This is a genomic window from Lysinibacillus sp. Ag94 (genome assembly GCF_023242215.1).
In the GTDB taxonomy this organism is placed as follows: Bacteria; Bacillota; Bacilli; order Bacillales_A; family Planococcaceae; genus Lysinibacillus.
In genome coordinates this window covers 2,285,839-2,299,350 of the sequence record NZ_CP096780.1, presented here as the reverse complement: position 1 = coordinate 2,299,350, position 13,512 = coordinate 2,285,839, and the positions used below count along the sequence as shown (strand labels likewise).

The following is a 13,512-nucleotide window of genomic DNA, read 5'->3' as shown; positions in this document are numbered from 1 at the left end:
TTTTTAGTCTTTTCGCTTTAACGCTACCGACTTAATGTGAAGATGAATGGCATCTAATTCATAACCAAAATGCTTATGAAATTCCTCTTGTATCGTTTTTTGTAATGTATGCAATCGATCTGGTAAGGAATAATGAATAGGTAGCTTTAACTGCAATGTAATCGTTGCTTGCGCTAGATCTCCTAATACGAAATGTACGTGCTCGACTTTCTGTACATTATCTTGCTTTACACAGCAATACGTTAGTAGTTGCACATAAACATGTTTACTAATATCGATATACTCTTGTTGAAAATCAGGGCGAACAATTGTCGTCTCCCCTATTTTTTCACGCTTTGACGAGAAAATCTCGATCCCTTTTTGAACGAGTCGTTTAAAAAAGTTTTGCTCAACTTGTCGATACGGTATAGGCATTACATGCTTCCCCTGCGTCTGTCGAATAAAGCGCGCTTTTGCAATTTCTTTTTGGGAACGCACATCCTCAACATAGTAATATTTATCGATAGGACCAAGCTCTAGCTGTCGAGCTATCGTTTTTGTCATTTTATCGGACGTGCCGATCAGTAAAATTGTCTGTACCTTATATGTATCGAGTGCGTTTTTAACTTCCTCGCAGTGTGTATCATCTGTAAAAATAGCTCGACGAACAGCTGTTATCGTATTTTTTTCAAATTTTGCGGAAATACCCGCTACTTTCACACCATTGATAATAAGAAGACCATCATCAATAAGTGCCTCTACCCCAATTTTATGGGCGAAAACAAGTGCGCTTGTACTTTTCCCTGTTCCACTTGGGCCACTTAAAGAATATACGTTCATGTTATACAGCTCCTTTCTATTTCATGATAGCAGAAACCTATCATTTTTTCCGTTAAAATTATTATTCCCAACATAAGTTAAATCATTTCCGCTAGCCTAGGCAAACATCTTCTTTTATTTAGAAATATATTCTTTTTTCAGAATAACTTTCCCTTTATGTGCTTTAGTATGATAAAATGTGAACTACTATTCTGTTATACAACTATAAGGAGTGTACTAGTTTGAAAATCGTACCATCTAAAAAAATGTCATTATTTAAACAAGCAATTTTCGGAGATTTAAAAAATCATGCTAAACAACAGGAAGCTAAAGGCATGAAAATCATTGATTTAAGCTTAGGTAGCCCCGACCTTCCCCCAGACGCAAAAATTCGCGAGCATTTATCGTATAGAGCCAGTTTAGCAGAATCCTATGGCTATACCTTAACAGGCACACAACGTTTTTATGATGCAGTTAGTCGTTATTATAAACGTCGTAGCAATGTAGATTTAGATCCCGCATCTGAAATCATTCAAACAATTGGCTCTCAAGAAGGATTAGTACATTTACCAATCGCCTTTTGTGATCCAGGAGATATCGTATTATCCACAAATCCAGCTTACGTTGCCTATGATGCAGGAATTCATCTAGCAGGGGCAACACCTTACTATATGCCTCAAACAGCTGACAACGATTATTTACCTGACTTAGATGCTGTTCCTGAAGATATTGCACAAAAAGCTAAGCTACTAATTCTAAATTTACCAGGTAACCCGGTACCTGCAATGCCTTCAATAGCCTATTTTGAAAAAGTCATTGCATTTGCAAAAAAATATAACATCATCGTTCTACATGATGCGGCATACTCTGAGTTCTACTTTACAGGTGATAGCCCGATTAGCTTCCTATCTACTCCTGGAGCAAAAGAAGTCGGGATGGAAATTAACTCATTATCGAAAAGCTTTAGCCTTGCTGGTACACGTATCGCTTATATCGCGGGTAACGCCGAGATGATTTCGATTTTAAAACAATTAAAATCAAATTTAGATTTCGGTATTTTCGAACCAATTCAAGATGCTGCGGTCGTAGCGCTTGATAACGCAGAGGAAATTACAGCAAACCTACGTACAATATTCTCAGAGCGCCATAAAACATTAATGAACGGCTTACGTGAATTAGGATGGGATGCAGCCCCTTCTGACGGTGGCATGTTTGTCTGGGCAAAATATCCGTACGATATTGACTGCACAGAGCTTGCATTTAAAATAATTGAACAAGCTGGTATCGTGACAGTCCCTGGTACAGTATTTGGTTCAGCTGGACAAGGTTACTTACGTTTAGCTTTAGTACAACCGAAAGAATTGTTGCAGGAAGCTGTTGATCGTTTAGCACAAGTGCAAATTACATCACAGAAATAAACATATAAACAAGATGAAAACCCTTCTAACTTTAATGGTTGGAAGGGCTTTTTCTATAGTTTACGATATAATCCTCAAGTATCGGTCTATCAGGAGGACTAATATTTTTAGGTAAATCATCTAAAGCGTAAAATTGTAGCTTTGTTGCCTCATTTGGATCATGAACAAGGAGACCACTATATTCTTTACATTCAAATGCTGTAACAACGATATAAACTTCATCACCATGCGGATATTGATAATAAAATTCTTGTCCGGAATACGTGTTGATTAATTGTAGACTTTTAGCAGTTAGTCCTGTTTCCTCGAATAATTCTCGATGGGCAACTTGCTCTAATGTTTCCCCTAGTTCCATTGAACCCCCAATTAACCCCCAACACCCGTTATCTTTCCGAAGCTGCATTAAAACCTGTTGACGATGATTAATGACTAATACGCAAGCACCACACATAATTAAGGGGCTAGTTCCAACTATTTTACGCAAATCCTTAATATAGCCCATAAAACCCTCCATTTTTTAAATTTTGTTAAACGCTCTTATTCATTAAAACTGTCTGGGACTTTTACAGATTTATAGTCTCCAGTCTACTTTTGTGTTGATTCAATCAAATTTTTAAAGCCCATTATTGAGGAACATTTATATATTCAAGTAGATCTTGAAAATTGGCTTTCTGTAATATCAAGACGTTGTTGTCATTAAAAAAATGCCAGCTGCTTTCAATATTGATTCACAAAGCTGTTTTGTTGCTGTTAAATAAAGATGGTAACGTTCTTCATCATCATTAAGAATTAATTCTCTTAAATACACTTTTGGTAGTCTATCATTCTTCTAAACGGAAAATTCTAATAACCTAAGTTTACCATAGTTTCCATCATCGGGAACAAGCGACTTTCAACAATTCGAAAATCTAGTTGAATTAGAGTATGGGATTAATCCTAAGGATCCGCAACAGAGGCCGTAAAGAAATAATAGAATGGGGGTTTTCTTTTAAGAATGTTAATAGAGTAATTGCTGAATGCTCGGCTGATAATTGCTTATCAACTAGCATTTTAGAAAAGCTAAAGATGAATATAATGGGAATGGTAGATGATATGTTAAAAATAGCAAATTAGAAAAGAATATTTTCGTATAAATAACTAAAGACGCACTAATTATAGTACGTCTTCCAATTAATACGTTTTAATACGTTTATTTTGAGAAATGAACTTTTAGAAAACAGTTTAAATTTTTGTAGCATAAGCGTGTCAAACTTGTTGGTTTCATCTTTTCAACCATCTACACTTTTGTTCAATTACTTTTTTTCTCCGTCGCATAATAAATCATCGCAATGGTCGGTAAAGCTATTCCAATCAATAATGCTGCTTTCCAGCCAACCATAGCGTATGCCCATGCTCCTGTCGCAGAACCTATAGCGCCGCCACCAAAAAATATGGCCATATATAAACCATTTAGTCGGCTTCGAAACTCGGCTCCCAATGAGAAAATAGCGCGTTGACCAAGAACCAGATTAGCAGAAACCCCCATATCTAAAAGAATGGCCGAAACTACCAAAAGTACTAAAGCAAATATCGAGCCGCTTTGGATCATAAGGGGTAGCATAACGGAAATGATAACTAAAGCTAAAGCTATTCCAGTAGCTGGTCTAACCCAACCTTTATCAGCAAGACGGCCTGCCACAGGTGCAGCGACGGCCCCAGACACCCCAACCAATGCGAACAGCGCAACTTCTTTTTGGGAAAAATGAAAAATTGGACTTGTTAATAACATAGGAACAGTTGTCCAGAATAAACTAAAAGTTCCGAACACACAAAAGTGATAGAAAGCTCTACGTTGCAGAACTGGTGTCGTTTTGAGTAAATGCAACATCGATTTCAGCAGTGTTGGATATTGTGTTGTTGTTATCGGCTGCCTTGTAGGAAGTAACTTTACTAATAGAAGTGCCAGAACAAAAATTATCGCTGCGGAAAAGACGAATATGGCCCGCCAGCCCATAAACTCCGTCATAACACTTGAAATTGGACGAGCTAGCATGATTCCAAGTAACAAGCCACTCATAACATTACCCACATTACGGCCGCGTGTGGCTTCGGGCGAAAGATGAGCAGCATACGGTACTAGTACTTGAGCAGCGACTGAGCCTAATCCGATAAACAGTGAAGTTACAAGAAATAACGTAGCGCTTTTAACTACCGCAGCAATCGCCAACACGACTGCAGTGAAAAGCAATAACGTAACAACAAGTTTTCGGTTTTCAAGGATATCTCCCAGAGGAACGATAAATAACAATCCGATTCCGTAACCAATTTGAGTCAGCGTGACGATAAGGCCCGCTGCCCCGGAAGATAATCCGAGTGTAGAACTGATGGGTCCTACTAAAGGCTGCGCATAATAAAGATTAGCTACAATCACGCCACAAGCTATGGCAAGAATGAGTATAATCCACGATGAATCAGGTCTCTCTATTTTTGGTTTTGTGATTGAACTCATAAAAAACTCTCCCTCAGATTTTTTGATCGTATTTCCGGAACGATCATTCCGGAAATCGCAAAAAAAATTATTTATAGCATCGCAATTACAGTATTCATCATGTCATAAATAATTTTTTTGTTGTTTTTCACCTTGGATACTACTTTGATACTATGATTTAGATTAAGCAATAAATGTGATAAAGCCTTAATATCTTTCTCTGCGTCGATTTCTCCCGTCTGCTGTCCTTTACTTAATAGTTCATAGAAAGCCTGTTCTAATTCCTCAAAGCTGTCTCGTATCAATTGGCTTAGTTGTTCATCCGGTGAATCCAAGCCAATGCTTGCTTTTGTAAGCAAGCATCCTTTCGGCAAATCATCATCAAATGCAGAAGAAATATGCCAATCAAAATACTGCTGTATTCCGACTTTCGCAGACGGTGCATTTACCAAGAGGTTGCGTTTATTTTGATTGAATTTTTTGTATTGGTGTATTGCCTCAATATAAAGTGTCTGTTTGTCCGTAAAAGTTTCGTACAAACTTGATCTGCTTAATTCCATAGCTTTTAACAAATCCGGTATACTTGTTGCATCGTACCCTTTTTCCCAAAATACTAACATTGCCTTATAGAGTACACGCTCCTTGTCAAACTCTTTTGAACGTCCGATGGTAAATTCCTCCTTTCAATAAGAATACTATAATATTTCCGGAACGATTAGTCCAGTATTATTTTTTCGACTCAAATCAAAATTTTCTCCGCTTGCCTTACCGACATATATGCGGTGAGCTTTACCCTTCAGAATTATAAAAACATTTATGAACGGCAGGGGCTGCATCCTACCCTACCGTTTGTATATGCCACTTATGATTATATTGGTAAAATTACATTGATGTAATTGCTAAAGCTAATCACAATAGAACCAACTTTTAATATAACCATATAAAAAAATAGCTACTGCTTGCTCGCAGTAGCTGTCCTTTTTTACACATCATATTTTTGATGTATTTCATCCTCGTATCGATTGTATCGATGTTTAAATAGCTTGAATAAGTGTGTCACAAGCACTTTAATAATAGCATAGCCTGGAATACCTAAAATAACACCCGGTACACCAAACAAAGAACCAGCCGTTAATAACACGAAAATAATTGTTATTGGATGGATACTAAGTGATTTACCCATAATTTGCGGAGAAATGAATTTCCCTTCTATCAACTGTACGACCGTCCACACTATGGCTAGCTTAATAAGCATGAATGGTGATGTTACAAGAGCAATAATGACCGCTGGAGTAATGGCGATAACTGGACCTAAGTATGGAACAACGCTCGTAATCATAGCAAGGAACCCTAGCAATAAAGCATATTTCATACCGATAATTAAAAAGCCAATTGTCACCATGGCACCTATGCACATTGACACTAAAATTTGCCCTTGAATATAGGAACTTATTTGCTTGTCCATGTCATGGAAAATGTCGTGTACTTCTTTACGCATACGTGGCGGGCATATTTTTAAAATAAAGTTTGGTAGTTTTTCGCCATCTTTAAGTAAGTAAAATAAAATAAATGGCACCGTTACTAATGACAGAACAATTCCTGTTAAGGCTGAAACAAAGCCAGTAATACCCGAAGCCACGCCTTGCGCTAAATTCGCAGCCGTATCTTTTACTGTCTCCACCATATCCGTAGTAAAATTTTTCACCATTGCATCATAGTTTAAATTAATTTTATCTAGGTACTCGTTAATACGTGCATTGTTCAGGAAATCAGCAATATTTTGTGTAAAAGCCATAAAATACCCTGGGAATTCCTGCGCTAAATTAGTAAACTGATCTCGTAAAAACGGATAGACAAGTACTACTAATAACGTAATAATACCAATCAAAATGATGTATAGAAGAAAGATACCCCAAACTCTTGGGATGCGCCATCTTTCGAATAGCCCTACGATTGGGCGTAATAAATAATACCCAATAATGGCAAGTACCCCCGGTAGAATAACTACCTCAAATAAAACTTTAAGCGGGGTAAATATAAAGGAAACTTTTTGGAACATAAAAATAACGCATGCTAACAATAATAAAATTATCAGTGTAAAAAATAAGTTTTTACCACCTAAAAAGCGAATGAACTTCGTTGAAAAGAAATTCGAACGCTCTTTTGGTCTTTCTTTCTCCATCTACTCACCCCAATACAAATCCTATATCCATATAGTACAGGATAATGTTGGATTTTGCGAAAAATCACTCTAGGGAAATGCCTAAAAAATTACGTAAAAATTCTTTATTTTTCTCTACATTAATAACAATTGAATCACCGACACCACTAAAGCTTTTGAAACTATAACTACCTTCAATTGGAATAGTCGCTTTTTCAATTTTGACTTTACCTTTCGACACCATTTTCAGCACTTGTTGAATCTCTCCTGAAGATGAATAATCGGTTGTGACATAACCTTGGGCTGCACCAACGAATTTTGGTAAGTTCAAAATATTTTGAGGTGATAAAACTTCATTCTTTAACGCTTCGATAACCTTTTGCTGACGTTCTACCCGACCAAAATCTCCTTTTTCATCGTGTCGGAATCGGGCAAAACCAAGTAATTCTTTACCGTTTAAGTTATGCACACCTTGTTTTAATGAAACCCCAATTTTTTCAGACATATCCTTGTCTACATTCATTTCAACTCCATTTGGCGCTAAAATATCTACAAGAGATTCAAAATTTTTAAAATCGATAATTGCATAATGATTAATCGGCAGGCCAAACATATTACCGATCGTATCCTTTAATAATTGGACACCGCCTAAATAGTAAGCCGTATTAAGCTTATAGGATTTATAACCTGGAATATCTGCATAAATATCTCGCATTAATGACACGAGCTTCACATCATTTGTTTTCTTATTCCAAGATAATACCATCATTGTATCTGTACGTGATTTTTCTTCACCACGGGTATCGATTCCTAATAATAAATAATTTTCAACATCGCCTTTTACTGCATCACCTTTAAAATCCTCTTGGGCTACCTTTGTATCACTTGCCATTTCTAGTCCACTACGGTATTGCATAACGGAATAACCTACAATAACAATGACACAAAGTAATAGCAATGTGAACAATGCTCTCCCTTTACGCAAGCGACGTTTTTTTGGACGTTGTGAGCGTCTTGTATAATCTTGCTCTTCCATAACTGTTAACTCCTCTATTTTTTATAGTTAATGTAACGATTCCATATAAAGAAAGGTTCATTTTATATTATATTATGAATCCTAACAACAACTATTTATAGGTTATTTTACACTCTATTTGCCAGTTATGAACAAAATAATGCTATAATATTTTCACGAAAGAAAGGATGATGTACATGATCGAGAAAGCTACGTTTGCTGGCGGTTGTTTTTGGTGTATGGTAAAGCCATTTGTTGAGTGGGATGGTATACATAAGGTCACTTCGGGCTACATGGGTGGCCATTTAGACAACCCTACTTATGAGGATGTCAAAAAAGGTACTTCTGGCCATTTAGAAGTCGTCGAAATTGAATTCGACCCTAACATTTTTAGTTATGAGCAGCTCCTTGATATTTACTGGATGCAAATCGACCCAACGGATGCTTATGGTCAATTCCATGACCGTGGTGAATCATACACAACGGCAATCTTTACATATTCAGAAGAGCAAAAGCACATTGCAGAAGCTTCCAAGAAAAAACTAGCAGCAAGTGGTCGCTTTGATAAACCTATTGTAACCACAATTCGCGATGCCAAGCCCTTCTACCCTGCAGAAGATTATCATCAGGACTATTATAAAAAAGAGTCGGAGCATTATCAGACTGATCGAGCACTTTCTGGTCGAGATCAGTTCATCGATAAGCATTGGGAGAAATAGCCCACTTTAATCATTTAGTTCGATAGACGATTCACTACCTCGACTCAATATAACCGCTTTTATTTATTTCTAATTAGATGAAGATCTCAAGCTAAAAAAGTCGAATTCTCGTACGCGAAAAATTCGACTTTTTTTACATTAATGCCCGTAAAACATATGATTAAAAGCGTTTTCTGATCTTTCTATAACGTGTATAAAAAATAATAAATAGCCAATACTATTTAAGATTTCACTTCAAATCCAATGACAAGGAGGGTTAACCCGATGAGTGGGGCTGACCGATAACTCAGAAGGACCATCAAAGCTGAATGAAGCTAAAGCACAGTTGTCTTAAAAAAATTTAAGATGAATGCGGAAGCGAGGCAGTGTGTCATGGAGCACTATAAGTAAGTGAGAATCAGCCCGGAATAATAATTATTCCGGGTTATTTTTTTATTTAATCACCTCTTTATACTTTATATTGTGTCGGCCCTCATTTTGCTTGGTTGCTGCCGCTGCGCTTTTCAAAAATCTGCTGGCCTATACACAAAGCCGACCCTAGACCCGTTGTAGCGAAAAAGCGACAACTACAATTATGCCCAGTCAAAATACTCTCGATATATAGCCGTTTTCAATGGATTTTTTCATTTTTTAAATAACGTGTATAGAAAATAATAAACAGTTTATACTATTAAAGATTTCACTTCAAATCCAATGACAAGGAGGGTTAACCCGATGAGTGGGGCTGACCGGTAACTCAGAAGGACCATCAAAGCTGGATAAAGCTAAAGCACAGTTGTCTTAAAGAATTTTAAGATGAATGCGGAAGCGAGGCAGTGTGTCATGGAGCACTATAAGTAAGTGAGAATCAAGCCCGGAATAATTATTATTATTCCGGGTTATTTTTTTGTTTAATCACCTCATTAGCAATAAAAAATTAACATTTAAAGAAAGACAAGTGTTTGAGCCTAAGGATGAATATAAAGAACAATAAGTGATGTTGATTTTCCAAGTACATAATTTAACCGAGACTATTAACCATCTTGATCAAATTGGTGTACCTCTTGAAAAGGAAAAGGGAATCAGTAAATTCTGAAAGTTTATTTGGATTAAGGATCCTGATGGTCGACTGATCGAGCTTTCGGAAAAATAGCGGTTGTCATACTTTGTGAAATAAAAAGAAGTGCAAAATTCTTTTGAATTAAGCACTTCCCTTTCTTCCTATATCATGTTGTTTTCAAAAAAGAGTGAAGAGCATCGAAGAAACGCTTCCCGTATTTTTCGAATTTTACTTCACCAATCCCGCTAACATGTCGTAAATCTTCTAGTTCCGTCGGTTTTTTGTCGCATAAATCACGCAATGTTTTATCAGAGAACACAACAAATGGTGGGACTTGTTCTTCATCCGCAATCTCTTTACGTAATAATCGTAAATGTTCAAATAACGGATCATTGTCAACAAGCTTACGAACAGTAACAGCTTCTTTTCGCATAACCTGTCGATTCCCGAGTAGAACTTCTTTGCCTTCCTCTGATACATAAATAGTTGGAAAAGTGCCATGTTTAACGGCAAGTACACCCTCAGCAATTAAAAACTCAATAAAGGTTGAGACATCCTTTGAGGAATATTGTCCTTTTAAAATGCCATAGGTAGACAACCTTGCAAAGCCAAATTCCGAGACCTTTTGATTTTTGGAGCCAATTAACACTTGGGCTACCATCGTCTTACCAAATTTTTGCCCCATCCTTACAACACATGCTAATACCTTTTGTGCATCTACCGTCACATCTTTGACTTCTCGCCCATCATTACAATTACTACAACGACTACAAGGTGCCCCTGCTTTCTCGGCAAAATACGTTAAGATGGCATTTTGTAAGCAGCCTTCCGTATGACAATAATCAACCATCGTTTGTAGCTTCGCTAATTCCTGTGCAATGCGTGTTTCATCCTGCGTCTGTTCAATTAAAAAGCGCTGTGTTTGAACATCACCTGATGCATAAAGCAAAATACAAGCACTTGGCAAGCCATCACGTCCTGCACGTCCCGCTTCCTGATAATAGCTCTCCATATTGCGTGGCATTTGATAATGAATAACAAAGCGTACATTACTCTTATCAATACCCATTCCAAATGCATTGGTCGCTACCATAATGCGTGCCTCGTCTTTTAAAAAGCGCTCCTGCTCAGACATACGCTTGTCCTCTGGTAGGCCCGCATGGTATTTTGCCACAGCTTCGCCCGAGCGACTTAAAAGCTCATAGATTGCGTCTACAGCCTTTCGTGTAGCTGCATAAATAATGCCTGCTTCATTTTTATTTTTCACTAAATAGTTTTTAATATAACGTTCTTTGTTTTCACCAATTAACACCGAGAAAGATAAATTGTCGCGTGAAAAGCCGGTAATCACCGTCGATTGCTCATCAATCCCTAATAATTGTCTAATATCGTCACATACAGCCGGTGTAGCTGTTGCTGTAAGTGCTAAGACAGTTGGCTTTTGCGGCCATAATGTAAATAATTTTTGGATTGCTCGGTAACTTGGTCTAAAATCATGCCCCCACTGAGAAATACAATGTGCTTCATCCACTGCAAGTAAAGGTACTGATAAATTCGATAATACCTGTAAAAATGTTGCACTCTCTAATCGCTCAGGTGCTATATAAAGAAGCTTTAAATAACCTGCACTCGCTAGCTGCATTGTTTCGTTCACTTCTTGCACGGTTAAAGTACTATTTATATACGCGGCCGGAATATTTGCAGCACGTAATGCTTCTACCTGATCTTGCATAAGAGAAATTAACGGAGATATGACGACTGTAAGGCCATCTAGCATAAGTGCCGGAATTTGATAGCAAATTGATTTACCTCCGCCAGTTGGCATCACACAAAGACTTGATTGACCTCGTAATGTTTGTTCAATAATTGGTTCTTGTCCATTGCGAAATGAATCATAGCCAAAATGATGTTGTAGCATTTGTCTTGCTTGCTCCATCCAACTTTTCACTCCTCTGTTGTAAGGCGAATTAGCTTATACTCGCCCTGTTCATTTTTATTTATTTCATATACCATCATAGAGTTCGCAAATGCCTCTTGACCAGCAGAATTTGTTAGTACATATTCTATATTGGCACGAATAACAATAGTTTGGCCCTTCATGCTGATGTTTTTAATCGATGTATTGTAAAAACGAATTTTCGCTTGTTTAGTTGCGTAATGCGCTACCATATTATCCAGCGTGCTTTGTAAATCGTCTGAACCTACAAAAGGCTTCATGACACTAGCATCATGATTTTCAACAGCCGCTTTTAAATGCTTATAAAATGTATCTAAAAAAAGTTTTACCTCATCGGCATTATAAGCAAAAATATTTTTCCCATATTGATCAATAGCTTGCTGGACTGCTTCTTTATCGCCTTGGTCAATATATGGATTTAAGTTTTTGGATTGGGTTAGTCGATCACTTGTCTTCATAGTACCTGAGATCCATTCATCCAATAACTGTACAATATCTTTATAGGGTAATATAAACGGCTGTGATCCACCGTTTTGCTGGCGTTTAAAATAGATGCCCACAAGTTCACCATTCTCTGCTTCTAGAACCGGGCTCCCAATAAGTGTATTTTGTTTTGCATCTATGTAATAAGCTGCTACGCTGTCACTATATTTTTTAATGGTGTATGGTAAGCTATCAACATAAACAGCTAACTGATTTAATTCACCTTTATAGACGTTCGGCACCTTTACCGATGCGTTATATGGTACTTCTAAAATGGCTATATTATAAGCGGTAGATATATAGTGCACCTCGGCTTCCATCAGTTTATCATTATTAAATTGCACGAGCGCAACTGGCTTTGAAGCGACGAGCGCACCATTTGTCAAAATATAGAGCTTCGTGTCTTTTTTAATAATGACTCCTGCACCGATTCCGTTCTCCCCAACTACTTTTACTTCTGGTACAATTTTTTCTTGCTGCTTCGTCACAGCTTTTTCCGATTTTACATCGGTCTTTTCAGTATGAAACACCTCTGCCAATGTTTCATTTTCACAGCCCGTTAATAATAAAGCTGTTGCTCCAAGAATGAGCATCTTTTTCCGCATACGTTCACCAAAACTTTCTATCAAATCTGCCTCTGCAAAGGCACGATGTTGGTCACTTTAGCATTCAAGTTCAAAGCCTAAGTTCCGCTATCTTAGCGGTTATTTGTAAACCCGCAACAATAACCTCACCCTGCACCCACTTATCACCAATAGTGGTGATGACTTTCAGAGCTATATGCAAGTTAAACATCTTTCTTTACTATCATAAACAAGGATACAAAACGTTTCAAGTTTACATAATAATATTATTTAAGGATATGTATTATAAAAATATTGCTCTTACCTTTTAGTCAATCCGTTATACCTATAAAAAACATCTCTTTTTTACATTTGCTATGAAAAATGGCTTATAATTTGCGCTTAAAATGTTATTAATAAAAGAAGAAGTCTTCTTACTAATATGACCGTTCATAAATTTTATAGACAATACATTGTCCATTTTTCATTCAGGTACTAATTATGATAACCCAGTATTGCTTTATTTACATGGTGGTCCTGGTAGTGTTGAATCTCTTTTTGCCCATGCTTTTCAATATAAAATAGAAGAAACGTTTACGATTGTACATTGGGATCAGCGTGGTGCTGGAAAAACGCTTACTAAAAACCCCGATAAGTACCCTACAATTGATGTCATGCTAGAAGATTTATATGGAATTATTCAATATTTAAAGCAGAAATATAATAAAGAAAAGATTGTTTTACTCGGAAGGTCTTGGGGCACTATTTTAGGAAGTATATTTATCAAGCTATATCCTGAAGATATTGCTTATTATATTGGCGTGGCACAAGTTGTCTCTCTTCTTGAAAATGAGCGTGGTGCTTATGCAAAAATGTAGGAACAAATAGTAAA

The 13,512-nt window shown here is 37.0% G+C and carries 11 protein-coding genes and 1 pseudogene; 4 read left to right on the top strand and 8 right to left on the bottom strand.

Annotated elements, in window-relative coordinates; translation table 11 throughout:
- Window positions 1–3: 3 nt before the first annotated feature.
- Complete coding sequence (locus tag MY533_RS10620; RefSeq protein ID WP_248719100.1) at window positions 4–819, bottom strand: hypothetical protein; 816 nt, start codon at window positions 817–819, stop codon at window positions 4–6.
- A 221-nt stretch (window positions 820–1,040) separates the two neighbouring features.
- On the opposite strand from MY533_RS10620, the gene MY533_RS10615 reads away from it, so the two are divergent.
- Complete coding sequence (locus tag MY533_RS10615; protein WP_248719099.1) at window positions 1,041–2,216, top strand: aminotransferase class I/II-fold pyridoxal phosphate-dependent enzyme; 1,176 nt, start codon at window positions 1,041–1,043, stop codon at window positions 2,214–2,216.
- A gap of 31 nt (window positions 2,217–2,247) precedes the next feature.
- Here the strand turns inward: MY533_RS10615 and MY533_RS10610 are convergent, their stop codons facing one another.
- From MY533_RS10610 to MY533_RS10590, 5 genes are all read right to left on the bottom strand, one after another.
- Window positions 2,248–2,718 (bottom strand): NUDIX hydrolase, encoded by a 471-nt coding sequence (locus tag MY533_RS10610; protein WP_248719098.1) that lies wholly within the window; start codon window positions 2,716–2,718, stop codon window positions 2,248–2,250.
- 786 nt (window positions 2,719–3,504) lie between these two features.
- Window positions 3,505–4,704 (bottom strand): MFS transporter, encoded by a 1,200-nt coding sequence (locus tag MY533_RS10605; protein ID WP_248719097.1) that lies wholly within the window; start codon window positions 4,702–4,704, stop codon window positions 3,505–3,507.
- Window positions 4,705–4,775: 71 nt separating this feature from the next.
- Window positions 4,776–5,303 (bottom strand): TetR/AcrR family transcriptional regulator, encoded by a 528-nt coding sequence (locus MY533_RS10600; RefSeq protein ID WP_248719096.1) that lies wholly within the window; start codon window positions 5,301–5,303, stop codon window positions 4,776–4,778.
- Window positions 5,304–5,665: 362 nt separating this feature from the next.
- Entirely contained in the window at window positions 5,666–6,865 is a 1,200-nt protein-coding gene (locus MY533_RS10595) for an AI-2E family transporter (RefSeq protein ID WP_132362410.1), read from the bottom strand.
- Between the two features lie 64 nt (window positions 6,866–6,929).
- Entirely contained in the window at window positions 6,930–7,880 is a 951-nt protein-coding gene (locus MY533_RS10590; protein WP_248719095.1) for an LCP family protein, read from the bottom strand.
- 176 nt (window positions 7,881–8,056) lie between these two features.
- Here MY533_RS10590 and msrA point away from each other — a divergent pair, with 176 nt between their 5' ends.
- Window positions 8,057–8,578: a peptide-methionine (S)-S-oxide reductase MsrA gene (gene msrA, locus MY533_RS10585; RefSeq protein WP_248719094.1), complete on the top strand. Its 522-nt coding sequence runs from the start codon at window positions 8,057–8,059 to the stop codon at window positions 8,576–8,578.
- Window positions 8,579–9,551: 973 nt separating this feature from the next.
- Window positions 9,552–9,653: pseudogene (locus MY533_RS10580) on the top strand (glyoxalase); the annotation flags it as partial.
- A gap of 130 nt (window positions 9,654–9,783) precedes the next feature.
- On the opposite strand, the gene recQ reads toward MY533_RS10580, so the two are convergent.
- Both recQ and MY533_RS10570 read right to left on the bottom strand, forming a co-directional pair.
- Entirely contained in the window at window positions 9,784–11,553 is a 1,770-nt protein-coding gene (recQ, locus tag MY533_RS10575) for a DNA helicase RecQ (RefSeq protein WP_248719093.1), read from the bottom strand.
- Between the two features lie 8 nt (window positions 11,554–11,561).
- Window positions 11,562–12,686: a TcaA NTF2-like domain-containing protein gene (locus tag MY533_RS10570; protein ID WP_248719092.1), complete on the bottom strand. Its 1,125-nt coding sequence runs from the start codon at window positions 12,684–12,686 to the stop codon at window positions 11,562–11,564.
- A 407-nt stretch (window positions 12,687–13,093) separates the two neighbouring features.
- Between MY533_RS10570 and MY533_RS10565 the strand changes: the two genes are divergently transcribed.
- On the top strand, window positions 13,094–13,498 hold the full coding sequence (locus MY533_RS10565; RefSeq protein ID WP_248719091.1) for an alpha/beta fold hydrolase: 405 nt from the start codon (window positions 13,094–13,096) through the stop codon (window positions 13,496–13,498).
- The last annotated feature ends 14 nt before the right edge of the window (window positions 13,499–13,512 follow it).

Excerpts from the sequence above, each read along its gene's own strand:
- MY533_RS10620 (WP_248719100.1), bottom strand. The coding sequence starts at position 819 with ATGAACGTATATTCTTTAAGTGGCCCAAGTGGAACAGGGAAAAGTACA.
- MY533_RS10610 (WP_248719098.1), bottom strand. The coding sequence starts at position 2,718 with ATGGGCTATATTAAGGATTTGCGTAAAATAGTTGGAACTAGCCCCTTA.
- MY533_RS10605 (WP_248719097.1), bottom strand. The coding sequence starts at position 4,704 with ATGAGTTCAATCACAAAACCAAAAATAGAGAGACCTGATTCATCGTGG.
- MY533_RS10600 (WP_248719096.1), bottom strand. The coding sequence starts at position 5,303 with ATGTTAGTATTTTGGGAAAAAGGGTACGATGCAACAAGTATACCGGAT.
- MY533_RS10595 (WP_132362410.1), bottom strand. The coding sequence starts at position 6,865 with ATGGAGAAAGAAAGACCAAAAGAGCGTTCGAATTTCTTTTCAACGAAG.
- MY533_RS10590 (WP_248719095.1), bottom strand. The coding sequence starts at position 7,880 with ATGGAAGAGCAAGATTATACAAGACGCTCACAACGTCCAAAAAAACGT.
- msrA (WP_248719094.1), top strand. The coding sequence starts at position 8,057 with ATGATCGAGAAAGCTACGTTTGCTGGCGGTTGTTTTTGGTGTATGGTA.
- recQ (WP_248719093.1), bottom strand. The coding sequence starts at position 11,553 with ATGGAGCAAGCAAGACAAATGCTACAACATCATTTTGGCTATGATTCA.